Annotated in this window: 20 protein-coding genes and 1 tRNA gene; 12 read left to right on the top strand and 9 right to left on the bottom strand. The window is 61.3% G+C overall.

What is annotated here, in order from left to right:
* Genes HG718_RS06165 through HG718_RS06145 form a run of 5 tightly spaced genes read left to right on the top strand, consistent with a single transcriptional unit; the run spans nucleotide 1 to nucleotide 5,493 of the window.
* The gene (locus tag HG718_RS06165) at nucleotides 1-435 is read left to right on the top strand and encodes a cation:proton antiporter subunit C (RefSeq protein ID WP_160587766.1); all 435 of its coding nucleotides are present in this window, start codon (nucleotides 1-3) and stop codon (nucleotides 433-435) included.
* Nucleotides 435-1,985, top strand: coding sequence for a monovalent cation/H+ antiporter subunit D family protein (locus HG718_RS06160; protein ID WP_205345674.1), 1,551 nt, complete (start codon nucleotides 435-437; stop codon nucleotides 1,983-1,985). The genes HG718_RS06165 and HG718_RS06160 overlap by 1 nt, the downstream gene beginning before the upstream one ends.
* Nucleotides 1,982-3,505 (top strand): monovalent cation/H+ antiporter subunit D family protein, encoded by a 1,524-nt coding sequence (locus tag HG718_RS06155; RefSeq protein WP_205345673.1) that lies wholly within the window; start codon nucleotides 1,982-1,984, stop codon nucleotides 3,503-3,505. Before HG718_RS06160 ends, HG718_RS06155 begins: the two co-directional genes overlap by 4 nt.
* A 15-nt stretch (nucleotides 3,506-3,520) precedes the next feature.
* Entirely contained in the window at nucleotides 3,521-3,793 is a 273-nt protein-coding gene (locus HG718_RS06150) for a hypothetical protein (protein WP_027837798.1), read from the top strand.
* Entirely contained in the window at nucleotides 3,790-5,493 is a 1,704-nt protein-coding gene (locus HG718_RS06145) for a proton-conducting transporter transmembrane domain-containing protein (protein WP_160587765.1), read from the top strand. The genes HG718_RS06150 and HG718_RS06145 overlap by 4 nt, the downstream gene beginning before the upstream one ends.
* Here HG718_RS06145 and HG718_RS06140 read toward each other — a convergent pair.
* On the bottom strand, nucleotides 5,484-7,088 hold the full coding sequence (locus HG718_RS06140; RefSeq protein WP_244617705.1) for an alpha-amylase family glycosyl hydrolase: 1,605 nt from the start codon (nucleotides 7,086-7,088) through the stop codon (nucleotides 5,484-5,486). The two genes, HG718_RS06145 and HG718_RS06140, sit on opposite strands and share 10 nt — an antisense overlap.
* Before the next feature lie 103 nt (nucleotides 7,089-7,191).
* Here HG718_RS06140 and HG718_RS06135 point away from each other — a divergent pair, with 103 nt between their 5' ends.
* From HG718_RS06135 to HG718_RS06125, 3 genes are all read left to right on the top strand, one after another.
* Nucleotides 7,192-7,920, top strand: a complete 729-nt coding sequence (locus HG718_RS06135; protein WP_160587763.1) for an SDR family oxidoreductase — start codon at nucleotides 7,192-7,194, stop codon at nucleotides 7,918-7,920.
* Between the two features lie 139 nt (nucleotides 7,921-8,059).
* A complete protein-coding gene (locus HG718_RS06130; RefSeq protein ID WP_160587762.1) occupies nucleotides 8,060-8,665 on the top strand; it encodes a PAS domain-containing protein in 606 nt (201 codons plus the stop codon).
* 236 nt (nucleotides 8,666-8,901) lie between these two features.
* On the top strand, nucleotides 8,902-9,522 hold the full coding sequence (locus HG718_RS06125) for a PAS domain-containing protein (RefSeq protein ID WP_160587761.1): 621 nt from the start codon (nucleotides 8,902-8,904) through the stop codon (nucleotides 9,520-9,522).
* Here HG718_RS06125 and HG718_RS06120 read toward each other — a convergent pair.
* Nucleotides 9,499-10,218: an SIR2 family NAD-dependent protein deacylase gene (locus tag HG718_RS06120; RefSeq protein WP_160588145.1), complete on the bottom strand. Its 720-nt coding sequence runs from the start codon at nucleotides 10,216-10,218 to the stop codon at nucleotides 9,499-9,501. The genes HG718_RS06125 and HG718_RS06120 overlap by 24 nt on opposite strands.
* Nucleotides 10,219-10,380: 162 nt before the next feature.
* On the opposite strand from HG718_RS06120, the gene HG718_RS06115 reads away from it, so the two are divergent.
* From HG718_RS06115 to HG718_RS06100, 4 genes are read left to right on the top strand one after another with little or no spacing between them, the layout of a single operon-like run.
* Nucleotides 10,381-10,800, top strand: coding sequence for a VOC family protein (locus tag HG718_RS06115; protein ID WP_160587760.1), 420 nt, complete (start codon nucleotides 10,381-10,383; stop codon nucleotides 10,798-10,800).
* 15 nt (nucleotides 10,801-10,815) lie between these two features.
* Nucleotides 10,816-11,460 (top strand): hypothetical protein, encoded by a 645-nt coding sequence (locus HG718_RS06110; protein ID WP_170080186.1) that lies wholly within the window; start codon nucleotides 10,816-10,818, stop codon nucleotides 11,458-11,460.
* 51 nt (nucleotides 11,461-11,511) lie between these two features.
* Nucleotides 11,512-12,132, top strand: a complete 621-nt coding sequence (locus tag HG718_RS06105) for a cytochrome b (protein ID WP_160587758.1) — start codon at nucleotides 11,512-11,514, stop codon at nucleotides 12,130-12,132.
* Nucleotides 12,133-12,136: 4 nt separating this feature from the next.
* Complete coding sequence (locus HG718_RS06100) at nucleotides 12,137-12,715, top strand: YceI family protein (protein ID WP_160587757.1); 579 nt, start codon at nucleotides 12,137-12,139, stop codon at nucleotides 12,713-12,715.
* A gap of 11 nt (nucleotides 12,716-12,726) precedes the next feature.
* Here HG718_RS06100 and HG718_RS06095 read toward each other — a convergent pair whose 3' ends face one another.
* The 7 genes from HG718_RS06095 to HG718_RS06065 all read right to left on the bottom strand — a co-directional run bounded on the left by HG718_RS06095 (nucleotide 12,727) and on the right by HG718_RS06065 (nucleotide 19,951).
* Nucleotides 12,727-13,347, bottom strand: a complete 621-nt coding sequence (locus tag HG718_RS06095) for a PAS domain-containing protein (RefSeq protein ID WP_160587756.1) — start codon at nucleotides 13,345-13,347, stop codon at nucleotides 12,727-12,729.
* A 262-nt stretch (nucleotides 13,348-13,609) separates the two neighbouring features.
* Entirely contained in the window at nucleotides 13,610-14,227 is a 618-nt protein-coding gene (locus tag HG718_RS06090) for a PAS domain-containing protein (protein ID WP_160587755.1), read from the bottom strand.
* Nucleotides 14,228-14,291: 64 nt separating this feature from the next.
* Nucleotides 14,292-14,366 (bottom strand) — tRNA-Glu (locus HG718_RS06085).
* 127 nt (nucleotides 14,367-14,493) lie between these two features.
* Nucleotides 14,494-16,308: a single-stranded-DNA-specific exonuclease RecJ gene (recJ, locus tag HG718_RS06080; RefSeq protein WP_160587754.1), complete on the bottom strand. Its 1,815-nt coding sequence runs from the start codon at nucleotides 16,306-16,308 to the stop codon at nucleotides 14,494-14,496.
* Nucleotides 16,292-17,290: a class II fructose-bisphosphatase gene (glpX, locus tag HG718_RS06075; protein WP_027837788.1), complete on the bottom strand. Its 999-nt coding sequence runs from the start codon at nucleotides 17,288-17,290 to the stop codon at nucleotides 16,292-16,294. The genes recJ and glpX overlap by 17 nt, the downstream gene beginning before the upstream one ends.
* A 78-nt stretch (nucleotides 17,291-17,368) precedes the next feature.
* Nucleotides 17,369-18,685, bottom strand: coding sequence for a homoserine dehydrogenase (locus HG718_RS06070; protein WP_160587753.1), 1,317 nt, complete (start codon nucleotides 18,683-18,685; stop codon nucleotides 17,369-17,371).
* On the bottom strand, nucleotides 18,686-19,951 hold the full coding sequence (locus HG718_RS06065; RefSeq protein ID WP_160587752.1) for an LL-diaminopimelate aminotransferase: 1,266 nt from the start codon (nucleotides 19,949-19,951) through the stop codon (nucleotides 18,686-18,688).
* Nucleotides 19,952-20,053: the final 102 nt, after the last annotated feature.

Genomic DNA, 20,053 nt, shown 5'->3' with positions numbered 1-20,053 from the left:
ATGGAACTGTCTCCGTTCCTTGAGTTCGTCATTGGCCGCTACAATTACTGGCTCGCAATTGTCCTGATGATGCTGGGCCTCTATGTGGTTGTCGCGCGCGGCAACCTGGTGAAGAAGCTCGTGGGCCTCAACCTTTTCCAGGTTTCCGTCTTTCTCTTCTACATCTCGGTCGGCAAGGTCACCGGCGGCACTGCGCCCATTTATGTGGACGCGCCTGATGCCCTTTACTCAAACCCGCTGCCCCACGTGCTCATCCTGACGGCCATTGTCGTCGGCGTGGCGACGCTCGCTGTCGGCCTGAGCTTGGTCATCCGTATACAGAGGGCTTACGGCACCATCGAGGAAGACGAGATGCAGGCAGCGGATGCCGGGCGCGCAGAAACGCCCCATGCGGGCGGCAGCAGTTCAGGCACCGTAAGCGGGGGCGCGACCTGATGTTTGACTTTCTGATGACCCACCTGCCCGCGCTGCAGGTCGTGGTGCCCATGCTCGCGGCTCCGATCTGCCTGATGCTGTCGCGCGGCACCTTCGCGGGCGCCCTGGCCCTGCTCACGGCCCTGGCCGCCTTTGCCATGTCGGTGCTGCTGTTGATCCAGGTGATCGACAGTGGCCCCATCTCCTACCAGCTGGGCGGCTGGCCGCCGCCATTCGGCATCGAGTATCGCGTCGATGCCATGAACGCTTTCGTGCTGGTCATTGTTGCCGCCACCAGCGCCCTGGTTCTGCCCTTCGCCCGCAACTCCGTCCGCGCTGAAATTCCGCCCTCCAAGCAGGCGCTGTTCTATACAGTCTTCACCCTGTGCCTGACGGGGCTCCTCGGCGTCACGATCACCGGTGACGCCTTCAACATCTTCGTCTTCCTCGAGATATCGTCCCTCTCCACCTATGTGCTCGTCGCCTTGGGTGCGCAACGGGACCGGCGCGCACTCACGGCGAGCTACACATATCTCGTGATGGGGACCATCGGCGCCACCTTCTATGTTATCGGCCTTGGCCTTCTCTATCAGGCAACAGGCACACTGAACCTCGCCGATCTGGCCGTGCGGCTGGAGCCGCTCGGAGACCTCACAAGCGTCCGGGCCGGCTTTGCCTTCATCACCGTCGGCCTGGCACTGAAGCTCGCCATGTTCCCGATCCACGCATGGCTGCCCAACGCGTACACTTATGCCCCGTCGGTCGTGAGTATCTTCTTGGCCGCCACCTCCACCAAGGTGGCCGTCTATGTGATGCTGCGCTTCATATTCACGGTGTTCGGCTATGAATTCCCGGTGGTGGAACTGTCGTTGGAAACCGTGTTCCTGCCGCTGGCACTCATTGCCATGTTTGTTGCCTCGGCAGTCGCCGTGTTCCAAACGGACTTCAAACGGCTCCTAGCCTATTCATCTGTCGCGCAGATCGGCTACATGGTGCTGGGCTTCTCCATGGCCAGCGTCACCGGCCTGACCGCGACCATGGTTCACCTGTTCAACCACGCGGCCATGAAGGGCGTCATGTTCATGGTCGCCGGTGCCGTGGTGTACCGCGTCGGCTCAAGCGCCGTCTCGAGCTTCGCGGGCCTTGGCAGGCAGATGCCGTGGACAATGGCCGCAATGGTGGTGGGCGGCCTGTCCCTCATCGGCGTGCCGATGACCGTGGGCTTCATTTCCAAGTGGTACCTGATCCTCGGGGCGCTGGAGACTGGCGATTGGGTCATCGCCTTCCTCATCGTCGCCTCATCCCTGATCGCGGTCATTTATGTGTGGCGCATTGTCGAAGTTGCGTATCTCACCCCAGCACCCGAAGGCGCGAAGCCCGTGCCGGAGGCACCCTTGTCCATGTTGCTGCCCATGTGGGCACTGGCACTGACCTGCATCTATTTCGGCATCGACGCCGAGCTGACCTCGACCATCGGCCGAACGGTCGCAGAAGCCCTCATATCCGGAGTGCCCGCCGTGCCCGAAGTCGAAGGGATTGACCTTTCCGTCGTGGAGGGCCTGACCCCATGATGCTGCACGACCTCCTCTTCGGACTGAGCAACGATCAGGCCCTGCTGGCGGCGGTGCTGCTGCCCTTCTTCGGGGCAGTGCTCCTGGTGCTCGTCGGCCGCTGGCCCAATCTGCGCGAGACGGTGACCCTGCTCACGGCCCTGTGCCTGTTCGCGCTCACCGTCAGTATCCTGGGCATTCACGAAACGGGTGAGGTCCAGAAGCTGGTCCTGTTCGATGTTGTGCCCGGCGTGCCCCTCGCCTTCAGTGTGGAGCCCCTCGGCATCATCTTCGGCCTCGTGGCATCGGGCCTGTGGATCATCACGTCGCTCTACGCGATCGGCTACATGCGCGGCAACAACGAGAAGCACCAGACACGCTTCTATGCCTGTTTCGCCATCGCGCTTGGCGCGGCCATGGGCATCGCCTACGCGGACAATCTGCTGACGCTTTTCATCTTCTATGAAGTGCTGACGCTGTCCACCTACCCGCTCGTCGCCCACAAGGAGACCGATGAAGCCCGCCGTGGCGCACGCATCTATCTCGGCATTCTTCTGTCCACATCTATCGGCCTGCTGCTGCCTGCGATCATCTGGACATATGCCATCGCCGGGACAGGTGACTTCGCGCTCGGCGGCATCCTCGACGGCAAGATCGACGAAGCCCTGCTGCCGATCCTAGTGGGTCTGTACATGTTCGGCATCGGCAAGGCCGCACTGGTGCCGATCCATCCGTGGCTGCCAAATGCCATGGTGGCACCGACCCCGGTTTCCGCCCTGCTTCACGCTGTTGCCGTTGTGAAAGCAGGCGTGTTCACGGTGCTCAAGGTCACGGTCTATGTGTTTGGTGTCGATTTCCTGGCCGGCACCGAAGCCAGCACCTGGGTCATGTGGGTCGCGGCCTTCTCCATTGTCTTCGCCGGCATCATCGCGATGACCAAGGACAATCTGAAGGCGCGGCTGGCCTACTCCACCGTCAGCCAGCTCTCCTATGTCACGCTTGGGGCCATGCTGGCCTCGGGTTATGGCATCACGGCCGGGGCGCTGCAGATCATGATGCACGCCACAGCCAAGATCACGCTGTTCATGTGCGCAGGCGCCATCTATGTCGCGACCCACAAGACCGAGTTGAGCGAGATGGACGGCCTGGGCCGACGTATGCCCTGGGTCTATGGCGCCTTCACCGTTGGGGCCCTCGCGATCATCGGCATTCCGCCCTTGGGCGGTGACTGGGTGAAGCTCTACCTGGTCATGGCGGCAACCGACAGCGGAGAGAAATACGTGATCTATCCGCTGATCCTCGCATCGCTCCTGTCGATCGGGTATCTGCTGCCGGTCGTCGCCCGCGGCTTCTTCGGTAATCTGGGCGACAGGCAGGAACCGGCCCCGCAGTTCAACGATGCCCTGCCGCGTGAAGACCGGATCAAGGCCCACCCGCTGACCGTCATTGCCCCGGTGATGACAGCTGCACTGTGCCTCGCCACCATCTTCATGGTGGAGCCGCTCAAGCACCTCATCGCGCCCCTCTTGGGCGGCCACTAGGGAGGTCTCAGCACCATGTCGGACAAACCTTCAGGCTTCTGGAGCTGGGCGCTCACCGAAAAAGCAACCCAGCGGATGCTCGGGGCCGTGGCCGTGATCTGCCTGCTGCTGGCTGTGGCCAACCTTCTGGTGCCTGCGGCGGACGTGCCCTATGTGGCGGACCTCCCGCTGGGTGCGGCCCTGCCCGCCTTCGCGGCAGCCCTCATTGCCGTGCTCCTCACCTGGCCGCTGCGCATGCTGTTGCGCCGCCGTTCCGGCTATTACACCCAGAAGGATGACGCCAAATGATCTCGGCACCCGATATCTTCGGCGGCCTCCTTGACGGCATCTCACCGGGCTTCCTGCTGATCGCTGCCGGGCTGCTGATCCCGGTGCTCCCACGTATGCTGCGGCCAGTGATCGCAGTGCTGGCGCCTCTTGCCGGCCTGTTCCATCTGCTTGCTCTGCCCACCGGCCCTCACGGCACGTTCGAGATGTTGGGCATTACCGTTGCCACCATCAACGTGTCCGAAACAGGCTTCGCCCTCGGCATCGCCATGCTCGTTGCCGGAACGCTGGCAGGCGTCTTCAACTGGCATGAGCGCGCGGGCCTGCCGGTGTCCGCTGGTCTGGTCTATGTCGGCTGCGCTGTCGGTGCCGTGCTGGCCGGTGACCTGCCGAGCTTCTTCCTGTTCTTCGAACTCGCGTCCGTCTCAGCGGCCTTCCTCGTCTGGGCGGGTGGCACTGAGCGGTCCCTGGGTGCCGGCATGCGCTTTGCCGTCGCCAATATCTTGGCCGGCGTCCTCCTGCTCGAAGCTTTCTTGTTGACCTACAAGGCAACGGGCTCCGTCGCGTTCTTTACGGGCGATCTGGGCACCAGCGCGGGCATCTATCTCATCCTGGCGCTTGGTCTTAAGGCAGCCTTCCCTGTCCTGCATGCTTGGCTCACGGATGCCTATCCCGAGTCCACGCCCGGCGGCACCGTGCTGTTGAGTGTGTTCGGCATCACCACGGCGATTTATGCCCTGTCGCGTTTCCTGCCTGGCGAAGACCTCCTGCGCCTGATCGGCCCGATCATGATTGCTTTCCCGGTGCTGCTGGCGCTGCTGGCCAACGATCTGCGCCGGACGCTCTGCTACGGCATTATCAGCCAGGCGGGTCTTGCCGTGACGGCCATCGGTATCGGCACACCGGAAGCGCTGAGTGCGGCCACCGTGCTGATGATTGCCAACATCTTCGGCTTCCTCGTCCTGTTCATGGCAATCGGCGCGGTCCTGTACCGTACAGGCACCGCAAGTGCGGCGGCCCTGGGCGGCCTGGCAGCGACAATGCCGCTCACCACCGGGTTTGCGGTCTTGGGTGGTCTGTCTGTGGCCGGCCTGCCGGTTCTCGCGGGCGGCACCGCCGTGCCTTATTTGATGACGGCCATCTGGGCGGATGGAGGCCCGGTGGTCGCAGCCCTTGCCCTCTTCGGTGTTGCCGGCGTCTGGGCCCATGCAGGCCTGCGCGTTCCCGCAACAGCCTTCTTCGGTGAGAAACGTACGCCCGGCCTCAAGGCGGAAGAAGCCCCTGTGCACATGCGCTTTGCCATGCTGCTAGGTATCGCCGCCTGCATTGCCGTTGGCACCATGCCGTACTGGGCCGGCAATGCCATCTTCGAGCTGGCCGGTCTTATCCTTCACTTGGAAGTTCTGGCCTTCGCGCTGTTGGTATTCCTCGCTGCCCGCGCATGGGGCCTGCTCCCCCGCGAGGAGCCTTCTGCGCTTATCGACGTGGACTGGCTCTACCGAAAGCTCGGCCCGCAGATCGTAGGCGTTGTCATGTCGGTCACGAGTGCGGCTTATACGGCGTGGCAGAACTTCATCAGTAGCCGGATTAACAACGGCTTCCGCGCCATGTTCGCGGCAGCAGGACCGCAAACCAACATCGCCAGCACCTGGGGCACGGGCCTCGGCGTATTGTGGGTTGCCATCCTTCTCGTCGTGATGCTCCTGGTGAGCTACACCTGAACAGCGACGAAGCTCAGCGGCTCCATCTGCGCAGTCTCGCCTGACCGGGTTACCTGCCCAAGCCGCAGCACGTCCGTCCCACCGGATGGGAATGGCGTCTCGATCGCCGTGTCCGAGAAGTTGAAGGCGCAGCGAACCACCGCCCCGTCTGCTTTGCGCGTGAACGCAAGCACTGCCTCATCACTGTCTTCTAGGTCCAGGCTCCCGGTCCTCAAGGCAATATGGCTCTTGCGCGCGGCAATCGCCTCACGGGCGAAGGCAAGCACGGACTCCGAACCCGCTTCCTGTGTGGCCACGGACAGGCCGGGATGGCTGGGCCCAAGCGGCAGCCACGGTGTGCCCGTGGTAAAACCGGCATTGTGGGCCTCCGCCGTCCAGGGCATTGGCGACCGGCAGCCGTCGCGCCCCTTGAAATAGGGGTAGTAGATCAGCCCGAATGGATCACGGACCTGCTCCCGCGCGGTGTCGATATCATCAAGCCCCAGCTCCTCGCCCTGATACATCAAGGCAGTCCCACGCAGGCACATGAGCAGCCCGAGGCCAAGCTTGGCCACTCGGGTAGCATCTCGTCCCCCATGCACGCCACGCGCCCAACGTGTCACCGGCCGCGGCACATCGTGATTGGAGAAGGTCACGCAGGGAAACAGATCGTCCACAGGTCCCGCGATCTTCTCGTAATAGGTCTCGAATACTGACCGCTCCAGGCTGGCGGCTTCCAGCAGAGTAAATGTGTAGGCCGTATGCAGACGGTCATTGCCACCGGCATACTGGCCAAGGATCTTGTCATCCCCCGCAAATTCGCCGAACACTAGGCGGTCCTCGTAGCTGTCCACAAGCGACCGTATGCGCTGCATCACCTCGACGTTCTCGGGCTGGTTCCAGTCCCTGTCGTGCTGCTGGTGGCGTGGCGGATGCGCCCAGGTCAGGAAGTCACGATCCGCAGGCGGCACCGGCGCATTGTCCGCCAGGGAGGCGTCATGAACATAGGAATTGGCGACATCGAGGCGGAAACCATCAACGTCCTTGTCCAGCCAGAACTTCAGCACATCAAGGACCGCATCTACGACGTCCGGATTATGGAAGTTCAGTTTCGGCTGGGTGCGCAGAAACTGGTGGAAGTAGTACTGCATCCGTACCGGGTGCCACGACCATGACGGGCCACCGAAAGCCGCCAGCCAGTTGTTTGGTGGCGTGCCATCCTCCCGCGCATCCGCCCACACATACCAGTCAGACTTCGCGTTATCCTTGGATAGATGGCTTTCCTGAAACCATGCATGCTGATCGGATGTGTGGCTCAGAACCTGGTCGAGAATAACCTTCAGCCCGCGCTCATGGGCTTCCGCCAGCAGCGCGTCAAAGGCCTCCACGCCGCCCATCGCCGCATCAACATCCACGTAGTTTGCCACGTCATAGCCAAAATCATCATTCGGGGACGGGTAGATCGGCGACAGCCAGATGGCGTCAACTCCAAGCGAAGCCACGTAATCCAGTTTGCGGCGAATACCGTTAAGATCGCCGATGCCGTCCCCGTCCGTATCCAGAAAGCTGCGGGGATAGATCTGGTAGATCACCGCACCCTGCCACCAATCCGACATCTCTTTTCCTCCCACGGGGCTATGCCCGAATCCGGTATTTCTCCCCTGCGCCCGTCGCGGTACCGTGCCGCAGACAGCAGCCAAAGCAAGGTGTTTTTCCGTCATGACCCAACCGACAGCGATCCTCACCGATGCCACTCACTTTGTCGGGGATGCCATAGCCACCCGCCTCGCAGCCGAGGGTTACGCGGTCTATGCCGTCGATCAGAAGTTCCACGATGCAGAAGCCCGCACAGCCTTCGAGGCCTTGGCCGACGGGATCACGGCGCTGACGGAGCAGTCTGCCGAGGATGTCGTCGTCCATGTTGAGAACGCGCATGGGCGGATTGATGTGCTGGCCAGCAACGACGCCTACCCGGCGATCCGTGCGTCAATTGACGAGATCACCACCGTGCCGCTGCACGAAACCTTCGAGGCCCTGGTGTTCAAGCCCTTCGCCTTTGCGTCGGAGGTGGCCAAGCGCATGAAGCCGCGCGGCGAAGGCAAAATCGTGTTCCTCACGTCAGCAGCGCCCCTCAACGGCCTGCCGAACTACGCCATGTACTGCGCAGCCCGCGGGGCCATGAACGCCGCTGTCAAGGCGCTCGCCAAAGAGCTCGGCCCCTTCAATATCCAGGTCAACGCCATTGCACCCAATTTCATTGTCAACCCGGACTACTTCCCCCCGGAACTGATGGCGGATCCGGACAAGGCCGCCAAGATCCTCAAGAACATTCCGCTGGGGCGGCTTGGAAAACCGCAGGAAGTGGCGGGCCTCCTTGCCCAGTTGGTCAGCGATGACGGCGGGTTTTTCACCGGGCAGGTCATTGCAGCATCCGGCGGCTGGGCATGACGGGAAGCGCAATCCGGTAAGTCGGGAATTGGGGTAATCCCTTTTTCATAACTACGGACGAGAATTGTTTAATTGCAATTATCGCGCGAAGAATGCGCGCAGAGATACTGCGCCTCTCAGAAGCTGACGGCCACGATACATGCTGTATGCGGATACCTCACGGAAGGCTCTTCAGGGCTGGCTCACCGCCAGGGGTGATGGCCTGTATCCGCTTGCCTCGGAGTTTGGTCCCTTTGAGATGCGGCCGTACCTTCCCTACATGGCCATGTTCCGCCGCGTCGAAGACGGTACCTATCGCATCACCCTGGTAGGAACAGCCCTTGTCGAGGTCTTTGGCGACGATGCGACGGGCCGGGAAGTGAAATCCATCTATCCTGAAGAGATGCATGAGCTTCTTGAGGCCTACTACGATGCCCTCTTCGCCAACCACTATCTCGCTCATTCCCTGCGCATCTTTGAAGCGGGCAATGGCGCAGAAGAGCTCCTTGAGCAGGTACTCATGCCCATCGGCAATGCGGATGGTGAGCACGACCGTTACATGGTGCTGATGAACCGCCTGCCCATGCCCGAAGTGGCTCTTGATAGTCCGCGTCCGGATCTTCTGGTCGGCGATCTCCTGCGCCGGACGGTTTATGACGCCAGGACTCTTCTGCCGGTGGACAGCGATCTCTCCACACCTCGCAACCCCGAGGAAATGCTGATCCCGCTGATCGATCTGGACACACCGGCCGATCTGGCGGTCTGACAAAGCGGCAGGCCACTCCATCGAAAGTGGTGTTGCTAGATAATACCCTCTTAACGAGTGCGGCCATACCATTGCCTTCGTAACAGAGAAGGCGGCGTGATGATCCCCCAAGGACCAGAGCGCCAGCTTGCGTATCTGGCTGGCACCGGCAGTTGCCCGTGGTTCAAAACCATCCGCTCTCTGACAATCCCGATCATAAAGTTGCATGAAGTTGCGCCTGATAAGGAGCTCCTATCATGCTGAAATCAAGGTATCTCAAGCTCGCGCTGGACGCTTGGCAGACAGCACGCCAGGACAAGCTCTACCCGTCCGTGCGTGACATGTCGCCGGCACACATGGTGCCGTTCATCGAGCACGTCGCCATGCTGCGCCGCGAAGCCGATGGCGCCTATCGCATCAGCCTCATGGGCACAGCGCTGGTCGAGTTGCTGGGTGCAGACGTAACCGGCAAGGATGCGAGCGCACCGCATGAGGAAGCATCCCGTGACGACCTCCGGCAATTCCATGATTTAGCGTTCCAGACAGGGTGCCTCTGTCACTCTCTGCGGGAGATGCACTATCCCAGCGGTTCACGCGGGTCACTCGAACAACTGCTGCTGCCCCTGACCCATCCTGACGGCACTCACGATCGCTTCATGATCGTCGCCGATGCCTCCGACGAGGAATTGTCAGTTGGCGAAAAACGCGACAGCAATGTCTTCTTCGGAAAGCTTCATCATCGCATGCTTTACGACGCCGGCACTCTTCAGCCTTTGAGCACCGAGCTCAATCGTCCGGATCCGGCCATGGGAGGCCACGGCCCGCTCGTCGAGAGCATCGCCCCTCAGCCGGACTCAATTGTGGGGCACCAAGGATGACAGGGTCAGTCCCGCTTCATCATTGATGACGAGGTCCGCAATCTGGTCGAGTTCCGTCTCCTCGCGGTTGATGATCACGAGCCCCGCCCCATTCTGCTTGGCGATAATCGGAAAGCCTGCTGCCGGATACACCACCAGTGATGAGCCGATTGCGAGAAACAGGTCGCAAGCCAGTGTTTCCGCTTCAGCCCTCATCATTTCCGCTTCGGGCATTGCCTGGCCGAACGAGATGGTCGCCGTCTTCAGAATGCCGTTGCAGGCGGCACAGGGCGGCGGCTTCCCTGATTGCTCAAAACCCTCCCGCACAAAGGCGATCTCGTGCCGCTGGCCGCAATCAAGGCATTTCGCGTAGGTCGTATTGCCGTGCAGCTCGATGACCTTGTCTTCGGGAACCCCTGAGTTCTGGTGCAGGTTGTCGATGTTCTGGGTGATCACCGATGTCACCTTGCCTGCCTGCACAAGCCGCGCAATCGCCATGTGGCCCGCATTCGGTCTTGCCTCGGTGAAGGTGTCATCCATGTTGAACTTGCGTTGCCAGGCCTCGATACGCATGGCTTCCGACGCCATGAAGTCCTGAAAGTAGATGGGCTTGTTCTGGGTCCACAGCCCGCCCGGGCTTCTGAAGTCGGGAATGCCGGACTCTGTCGAGATGCCGGCGCCGGTGAAGATCACCACGCGCTGCGCGTCATCCACCATGGATTTGAGTTCTGTCACTCGCCCATTCGTATTGTCAGCCACAGTCCGCCCCGGTATCCCTCAATCTCGTGTTTTGACCCTGCCCTGGCATTGCGCGATCATCTGGTCACGTAATGCCTTACGCCGGTTGTTCACCGGCAGAGTGCCGTGAAGAGAGACGGAATGAAATACCTGCATACGATGGTCCGCGTCCGTGACCTTAACAAATCCCTGAAGTTCTATTGCGATGATCTTGGCCTTGAGCAGCTTGGTCGTTTCGACATTGAAGAAGGCCGCTTCTCCCTCGTCTTTCTGGCAGCCCCTGGCGATCACAGCGCCCAGGTGGAACTGACCTATAACTGGGATGACGAAGAACTCGGCGAAGGGCGCAATTTCGGACACCTTGCCTATGAGGTGGAAGACATCTACGCCACGTGCCGGAAGCTGCAGGAAGCGGGTGTAACCATCAATCGTCCCCCGCGTGACGGACGGATGGCGTTCGTTCGCTCACCCGACAACATCTCCATCGAGCTGCTGCAGAAGGGTGGCGCCAAGGAACCGGTCGAACCATGGGCATCCATGGAGAATGTCGGTCACTGGTAAAGGCCTAGGCGCGTGATGGCGACCAGATCACCACAGGGCGTCCCTCTCGCCCTCAATTCTATCGGACGACTGGCAACGCTTGGCTGTCTGCTCGCCCTGGCTGCCGGCCCTGCCTTGGCGGAAGAAATTCCAGACGCCCGGAAGTCCGGCGCCGATCTGGTAAGGGAACGCCAGCTCGAGAAGAAGTCTGACGAAGGCCGCAGCACGGGCTCCTATTGGTCACCCTTTGAAATGGCGCGGGCGGGACGCTGCACAGAAGCCATGCCCGAACTGCGCAAGCTCGCACGGCTTGGGCGTGGCTATGAAAGCGCCCAGCACGTCTATGGCCGCTGCCTGATAGAGACCGGCCAGCGGGACGAGGGCCTGCGATGGGTGTCCCAGGCCGCGAATGCGGGCCTCGCAGACGCCCAGGCCACACATCTTCAGTTCTATCTCGATGACGGCCCGTCCTACATGCCACATGAAACTGCCGCAATGTGGCTCTATCTGTATCAGAGCAATCCCTTGCGATTGAGCATCGGGGCACAGAACCGTCTTGATGAGGCAACCATTGCCACCCTGCGGCAACGCATCCCCAGGACCGACTATCTTGCCGGGATCGGCAGGGCCCGGAACTGGACCCCGACCTTCGCCAACCAGGGAACGCACAGCACGCCTTGACGGCATTAAAGGCAAACGCGGGCTCACAGGCGCGCAGGAGATATCTGGGAAATGGCACTCACCATACGGAACTCCGAATACCGCTACGGCATCATTGCCGTGCTCCTGCACTGGCTTATCGCCCTCTGTGTAATCGGCCTCTTTATCGTCGGTTCTATCATGGAGGACATGAAGCCCTCGCTTCAGCAATTTGAGCTCTACCAGCTCCACAAGTCCTTCGGCATTCTCGTCCTGGCATTGACCGTTCTTCGCCTCGGCTGGCGGGTCGCCAATCCCCAGCCATCCCTGCCGCCGGCCATGCCGGCCTGGCAACAGCTCGCTGCCAGGACAACACACTGGGCCTTCTACGGCTTGTTGCTCGCAGCCCCCCTTGCCGGCTGGGCGATGGTGTCCGCATCAAGCCTCAACATCCCCACCGTACTTTTCGGATTGGTGGAACTTCCCCATATAGGGGTGATCGCGTCCTCGGCAGACAAGCAGGCCCTGGAGGGCACCTTCTCTGAGCTGCATGAACTGGCCGCGAACGGGTTGCTCGCCCTGTTCATCGTCCATGTGGGGGCCGCGCTTTATCATCACGTAAAGCTGGGTGACAGCGTCCTCCTCAAGATGCTGCCGATCTCCAGGGCAGCGTTTGATGAGCGCCTGGCCCGTGAGCTGAACAACAAGGGATAAGTCCATGATCGCTCAACTCAGCCGGGTCCCGGCACTTGCCTGCGCGCTCTTGGTTGCCGGCGGGGCTATGTCAGGTACCCAAGCCGCCCAATGGCAGGTCGATCTGGCCGCAAGCAGTCTCACCTTCGAGGCAAGCGTGTTCGGTTCATCCGTACCCGGTTCATTTGAGAGATGGGATGCTGATATTTCTTTTGATGAAACAGATCTGACATCTTCATCCGTCGAAGTGGTCATCACGATGGAGAGCGCGACCACCAATGACGCAACCCGCGACAGCAGCCTGGTGAGCGATGACTGGTTCGCAGTCACGGCACACCCGCAGGCACGACTGGTCAGCACCGCCTTCCGGAACACCGGCGATGGGACCTTCGAGATGGACGCGGACCTCACCATGCGTGGCCAGACGCAAGCAATCACCCTGCCCTTCACATTGGAAGATCTGGGGGACGGCAGCGTCCGTGCCGTCGGCACTGTAACAGTCGATCGAACCGACTACGGAATTGGCCAGGGTGATTTCACCAGCGGTGCAACAGTATGCGTCGACGTCCCCATCTCGATCGACATATCAGCAAAGCCGAAATAGGCACGAGCGTCTCAACAGATTTCCACAGGCGCCAATGCCCGGAGCGCAGGCATTGGGCGGCAATTGCCTTTCAGGGGCACAAAGAACACCTGTCCCACTCTGCTGGACTGAAACACAAGTTCCTCTTGTTCCGTGAAGGAACGATCATTGTGTCGAATATGCCAGGCCAGCATGTGATGCGCCTCACCATCCACACCCGAGGCAATTGGCAGCAGCAGGCTCTCGACCTTCATCATCACACCATTGCTGTAGGTGTTCTCGTAGATGAAGAGGCTGATGCAGCAATCATCAATCACTGCCTCGAAGCCTTGCCTGACACCTGAGTGAATGCCGGGGGCAAAATAGTCGAATACGTTTTCGCCGGTCAGGTCGCGCGTCATGCGCTCGACCACTTCAGTCCCCACCAGGCGATAGAGATACCGGCCATCACGCCGTTCCATGATGGTGAGGTTGGGCATGTAAGGCGCAAGCGTCCGGAAGTTGAGATCCGTGCGTGCTGGAGGCGCGGTCTTCTCCCACGCATCCAGATATGCGGCAATGAGAGTCCGCATGGCATCCGGCGCTTGCGTGTGCGCAAGGAGCGGCTCGAACCTTTCAAGGGTCAGCGAACCGGTGTCCGCGGCATTCTGCATCTGGACATTTCCTTCCCGGCGTTTTCCGCCAATGGTAGCGCAATACCGGAAATCGAGAACAGGCGAGCCTGAACTTTCTCAAATGGCGTGTTAGCTGGTAAGTGGATGCTGATCCTTTTGGATCAAGTACGGCCTTAAATGAAATAAACTTTTTGTCGCAGAACACGGCATAAGTGTGCCGCGATTTGACTGCCCGTATTGCGACTGTATTGAGGGCTTGCATGACCGGTGAAGTGTCACCCGGGTCAGGAATGGGCACTTGTCAGGATACAGCTCTGAGCCTGGCAATTTCATCCGCGGTCGGTACCCCATTGCCCAGATCGACCGGCTCGGTCCCGAATGTATCTGCGGCAATGATGGTGTTGTCGCCGACAGTGGCATAGTTGACCGTGGTCTGCACCAGATGCAGTCCGATGATCTGCGTGACCTTGTCGTCATCCCCAGCCGACAGAGGCAGCATGATGCTCTCGTTGCGGGAGAGGACCCCGCGGGCATACTGGTTGAGGTAGATCGAGAAGAGCCCCAGCGGCCGGGACACAATAAGATCCATAGCCCGTGCCGTCCCCCGCCGTTCCTTAGCAGACAGGAACTCGAGGAAGTTGCGACCGGTGAGGTCAGCCCCCATCCGCTCCGCCACGTCACTGCCCATCAGCCTATAGGTGATGGTGGCGTCATCCTCGATCTCCATCAGGGTTAGATCGGTAAGAAACGCGCTGAGTTTACGAAGATCCAGATCGTTACGGTGCGGGACCAGCCGCCCGTCTCGCATCTCGTCATAAAGGTCCAGGAACGCACGCAGCCGCCCTGGTGCCGCCGATTTTTCGAGCGACGTCCGAGCGTCCAATACTGCTGACTGATTTGACCGTGCCTCGAGGGGCATGGCTACGCCTCACCACTTCACATGAACCTATTGGCTCACATTTTACACAAAATGGTGAAGAAAGTGGCACGCCCTAGGGGAGTCGAACCCCTCTTTCCAGGTTGAAAACCTGGCGTCCTAACCGATAGACGAAGGGCGCGCTGAGCGGCGGAACAGACAAGCTGTCCCCGTCGCGGATGAGCTTGATACACACCCCGCACGCCGCATTCAAGACCCAAATCGCCGATTTTTTGCGGTTTTTTGACTGGAAAGCGACAATCCGAAGCCTAGTGGTCAGCGGCTGCTGCGTCCTCGATATGCAGCTCCACTGCCTCGCCGCCGCGCCAGCTATCGCGTTTCAACCGTCCGGCAACGTGCACGCGCATATCAGCATTGCCCAAAAGAGATTGCCCAAGTGGCTGATCTGCGGCCCGGAATGCAACAGCCTTCAGCGTCTTGCCGCTTTGCCCCTTCAGGGTGAGCCGCACATGGTTGCTGCCCACGACATCCGCATAGCCGATCCGGGCATCCGCCACGGCAATACGCGGTTCAGGATTGCCCGACCCATAGGGCCCCGCCTGGGCAATGAGGTCGACAAGTGACGCGGTGGCCCCGCTACAGGCAATGGCACCATCAAGAGTAAGACCCGCCGCCAGCCGCGCCTGCGCCACGTCATCAGCCATGTCCTGTTCCAGATAGGCTGTCAGGTCATCCACGCGATCCGCAGCAACGGTCAGCCCTGCGGCCATGGCATGCCCGCCACCATTGACCAGGAGCCCCGCTTCAAGCGCCCGGACCACGGAAGCCCCCATATCCACACCGGCGATTGACCGCCCGGACCCCTTGCCCATGCCCTTGTCATCCAGCGCGATGACGATGGAAGGATTGCCCGTGCGTTCCTTGATCCGCGCCGCGACGATACCAATCACGCCGGGATGCCAGGAAGGCCCGGCCACAACACTGACGGCCCGGTCCGCCAAACCGTCGCGGTCGACCAGGGCAATTGCCTGGTCGAGTACATCAGCCTCGATCGCGCGGCGCTCCGCATTCAGCACGTCCAGCCGGCCCGCAATCGCCGCAGCCTCGTCCGGGTCTTCCGTAGACAGAAGTTTTGCCCCGAGTCCGGATGCTCCGATCCTGCCGCCGGCATTGACGCGGGGCCCAAGCAGGAAACCGGCGTGATAGGGAGATGGCGCGCCCTCCATCCCCGCGACAGCACCCAGCGCCTGCAGGCCGCAATTCTGACCCTGCCCCATGATGCGCAGGCCCTGCGTGACAAAGGCCCGGTTGACGCCGCGCAGGGGCACAACGTCACACACCGTGCCAAGAGCCACGAGGTCCAACAGTCGCGTAAGATTGGGTTCAGGGCGGATATCTGAAAAATGGCCCCGTTGCCGCAGGGCGCGGTTCGTCGCGACCACCAGCATGAATACCACACCAACCGCGGCCAGCTGTCCGAGACCCGAGCCACAGTCCAGCCGGTTGGGATTAACCACGGCGCGCGCGATGGGAAGTTCAGGCGCGGCCTTATGGTGGTCGATCACCAGCACATCGAGGCCGAGCCGGCTTGCTTCCTCAAGGGGCGCGAAAGCCATGGTGCCGCAATCGACCGTAATGACGACGCGGGCCCCCTCCTCCGCCAACACACGCATGGCGGTCGGGTTGGGACCATACCCTTCGGCCAACCTGTCAGGAATATAGGTACGGGGTGTAACACCCAGCGCTTTCAGGTACCGGTCCAGCAGCGCGCTCGACGTTGCTCCGTCTACGTCATAATCACCGAAGACAGCAATTGGCTCATCATTGATGATTGCCTCTGACAGCCGGTCAGCTGCCGCATCCATATCGGCAAGGCACGACGGGTCCGGCAAGAGGTCACGCAGAGTAGGTGCCAGATAGCTGGGCACATCGTCAGCGGAAACTTCCCGCGCCGCCAGAATGCGGGCCAGGAAGGCGTCAATGCCATGGCGCTGGGAAATGAGTTCCGCCTGCCGCTCATCCGCCGGCCGCAACCGCCAAGCGCGCCCGGAAAATGACCGGGCGACGCCGAGAAACGGTGCCGGCTCGTCGTAGACCGGACGTGCGTTAGCGGAACTTGCCAAGGTAGCTGTGCGAAGCCTTGATGTAACGGACAGTGCCGGTGGATGACCGCATGACCACAGTGTGCGTCGTCACCCGGTCATTCTCCCACTTGATGCCGTCCAGCATTGTGCCGTCCGTCACGCCGGTGGCGGCAAAAAGCACATCCCCGGACGCCAATTCCTGGGTCATGTATTTGCGGTCGAAATCCGTGTAGCCGACACGCTCGGCCCGGCGGCGCTCTTCCGCGTCACGGAAGATCAGGCGCCCCTGGATCTGCCCGCCGATGCAGCGCAGTGCAGCGGCAGCCAGAACACCTTCAGGCGCACCACCAGTGCCCATATACATGTCGATGCCGGTATTGGGATCAGACGTGTGGATCACGCCCGCGATGTCACCATCCGGGATCAGGGTCACGGCGGCGCCTGCATCACGCACGCCCTTGATCAGGTGCGAATGGCGCGGACGGTCGAGGATGCAGACCGTAATCTGCGACGGGTCCACGCCCTTTGCCTGCGCCAGCTTCAGGACGTTGTCCTTGGGGTCAGCGTCGAGATCGACGAGACCTTCCGGGTATCCGCCGCCAATGGCGATTTTTTCCATGTAGACGTCCGGCGCATTCAGCAGGCTGCCGCCTTCGGCCATGGCAATGGTTGCCAGCGAATTGGGCATGCACTTAGCGCACAGCGTGGTGCCTTCCAGCGGATCCAGCGCGATATCAACCTTCGGGCCGTTCTTGGTGCCGACTTCCTCACCGATATAAAGCATCGGCGCCTCGTCACGCTCGCCTTCGCCGATCACAACGGTGCCGTCGATATCCAGAGCATTCAGCTCCCGGCGCATAGCGTCCACAGCGGCCTGATCGGCAGCCTTTTCATCCCCCCGGCCGCGCAGGCGCGAAGCCGCCACGGCAGCACGCTCCGTCACGCGCACAAGCTCCAGCGTCAGCTCACGGTGAAGAAGGGATTCACGGGTGTGTTCCTGCTCGGGCTGGGCCTGGCTCATGAAGATCGGTCTTTCTGTCCTGTAGGTGGCAGGCCCCGATGGGCCCTTCGGTTGTGAATAGCCGGTTACGCGGCTTGATTAAAGCGATTCGACGCGAATGACATTGGGCGATCCCGCCAGGATCCCGGCGCCTTCGATCTCCGCAATAGCCTTGGCAATTGCCGTATCCCGCGTTGCATAGGTTACCACGATGACAGGCATGTTGGCGCCAAGCTCGTGATCTTCCTCCGGCTTCTGGATCATCGTCTCGATTGAGATGTCATGCTCGGCCAGAATGCCGGTCATCGTCGAGGCCGTGCCCTTTTTGTCCGCCAGTTCCATCCGCAGATAGTAAGGAGCCAGCGAATTGTCCTCTGACGCGGACTTGGCCGGCGTAAGTTGCGCCGCAGGCGTGCCGAAGACCGGCACCTGGAAGCCACGGGCAATGTCCACGATGTCGGCCACCACGGCAGAGGCCGTCGGCTTCTCCCCTGCCCCCGGGCCGCCGAACTCAACCGTGCCGACCCAGTCGCCCTGCATCACGATGGAATTACCCGGCCCGCCCACATGGGCCAGCGGCTGCTCAAGCGGCACAAGCGCCGGGTGCACCCGCTGGATGATATGCCCGCCATTCCGGTCAGCCACGGCGATGAGCTTGATGCGGTAGCCCAGCTCCTTGGCCGCCTCGATGTCTTCGGCCGCCACGCTGTCGATCCCCTTCACAAGCACTGCGTCAAGATTGACCTGCGTGCCGAAGGCAATGCTCGCCAGCAGGGAGAGCTTGTGAGCCGCATCGAAACCGCCGATGTCGGTCGTCGGGTCAGCCTCTGCAAAGCCGACGTCCTGAGCTTCGCGGACAGCATCCTCGAAGCTCACTTCTTCTTCTTCCATCAGGCCGAGAACAAAATTGCAGGTGCCGTTGAGGATGGCGACGATGCGCTCGACCTGGTTGGCGGCCAGACCGTCACGCAACCCCTTGATCACCGGAACACCGCCGGCGACCGCGGCTTCGAAGCCGACGGCCACTGCCTTGGCTTCAGCACTCTCCGCAATGCTCTGCCCATGATATGCAAGCAGCGCCTTGTTGGCGGTCACCACATGCTTGCCTGCAGCAATGGCATTCTCGACCAGCACCTTGGCCGTGCCGTCAGCACCGCCAATCAGCTCGACAACCACATCCACGTCATCTGCCTCGGCCATGTCGAGGCAGTTGTCATACCAGGCATAGCCATCGATCTCGACGCCCCGGTCCTGCTGCCGGTTGCGGGCTGAGACCGCGGTGACGACCAGCGGCACACCGGCACGTGCTGCCAGAATGTCCTGCTGCTGGGTCAGCAGCTTGAGCACGCCGGCACCGACAGTGCCCAGGCCCGCAATACCGATACGCAGGGGATTACCGGAGGCGCTGTCACTCATCTAAACATCAACTTTCTTCTGATCGGCCGGAAGCGGATCGTCATCGCCCAGACGCAGATCAGGATGCTCACCGGCAAGGATGGCATCCGCGTTCTGCATGAAACGGCGCACATTGCGTGCGGCCTGCCGGATCCGCTGTTCATTTTCCACGATGGCCACGCGCACGTGGCCGTCGCCATATTCACCGAAGCCCACACCCGGCGACACAGCCACCTTGGCGTGCTCCAGCAGCAGCTTGGAGAATTCCAGCGAACCGGTCTCCCTGAACTTCTCCGGCAGCGGTGCCCAGGCAAACATCGTCGCGGGCGGCGACGGAATATCCCAGCCCGCCTGGCTCATGGACTGGACCAGCGCATCGCGGCGTGTCTGATAGATGGACCGCATCTCATCCACGCAGTCCTGAGGACCATTCAAAGCCGCCGTGGCCGCCACCTGGATCGGCGTGAAGGCCCCGTAATCGAGATAGGACTTGATGCGCGTCAGGGCAGCCACCAGCCGCTCATTACCGACGGCAAATCCCATGCGCCAGCCCGGCATTGAATATGTCTTGGACAGGGACGTGAACTCAATGGCCACATCCTTTGCCCCGGGCACCTGCAGGATCGACGGCGGCGGCGGGCAATCGTCGAAATAGACTTCCGAATAGGCCAGGTCAGACAGCAGGAAGATGTCGTGCTTGTAGGCGAACTTCACCATGTCCTTGTAGAACTCGAGGTCCACCACCCGCGCGGTCGGATTGGACGGGAAGTTAAGCACAACAGCCGACGGCTTGGGCACGGAGTGCCGCATCGCCCGTTCCAGCCCCGCCATGAACTCCTCTTCCGAGGTGATCGGCACATGCCGGATGACGGCACCGGAAATGATGAAGCCGAATGCATGGATCGGATAGGTGGGGTTCGGGACGAGCACCACGTCGCCCGGCGCCGTAATCGCCTGGGCCAGGTTTGCAAACCCCTCCTTGGACCCGATCGTCGCCACGATCTCGGTCTCGGGATTGAGCTTCACGCCAAACCGGCGCTCATAATAGGCGGCCTGGGCCCGCCGGAGACCCGGAATGCCCTTGCTGGCTGAATAGCGGTTGGTCCGGGGCTTTGAGACGGTCTCAACGAGCTTGTCGACAATATGCTGAGGTGTCGGCAGATCGGGATTGCCCATCCCGAGGTCGATGATGTCTTCGCCGCGGGCGCGCGCTTCTGCCTTGAGCTTGTTCACGACCTCGAAGACGTAGGGCGGCAGGCGGCGGATACGGTGGAATTCGTGCGACATGATTTTCTGGTTTCCGGTTCAAGCCCGGTCAGGTGCGGCGGGTCAGATGGAGCCCGCGCAAAGGACACGCGGCATTAGCAGACATTCGGCGCTTTTGACAAT

Origin of the sequence: Pyruvatibacter mobilis (genome assembly GCF_012848855.1) — a bacterium.
GTDB lineage: Bacteria > Pseudomonadota > Alphaproteobacteria > CGMCC-115125 > CGMCC-115125 > Pyruvatibacter > Pyruvatibacter mobilis.
This window is presented reverse-complemented; position numbering and strand designations above follow the sequence as displayed.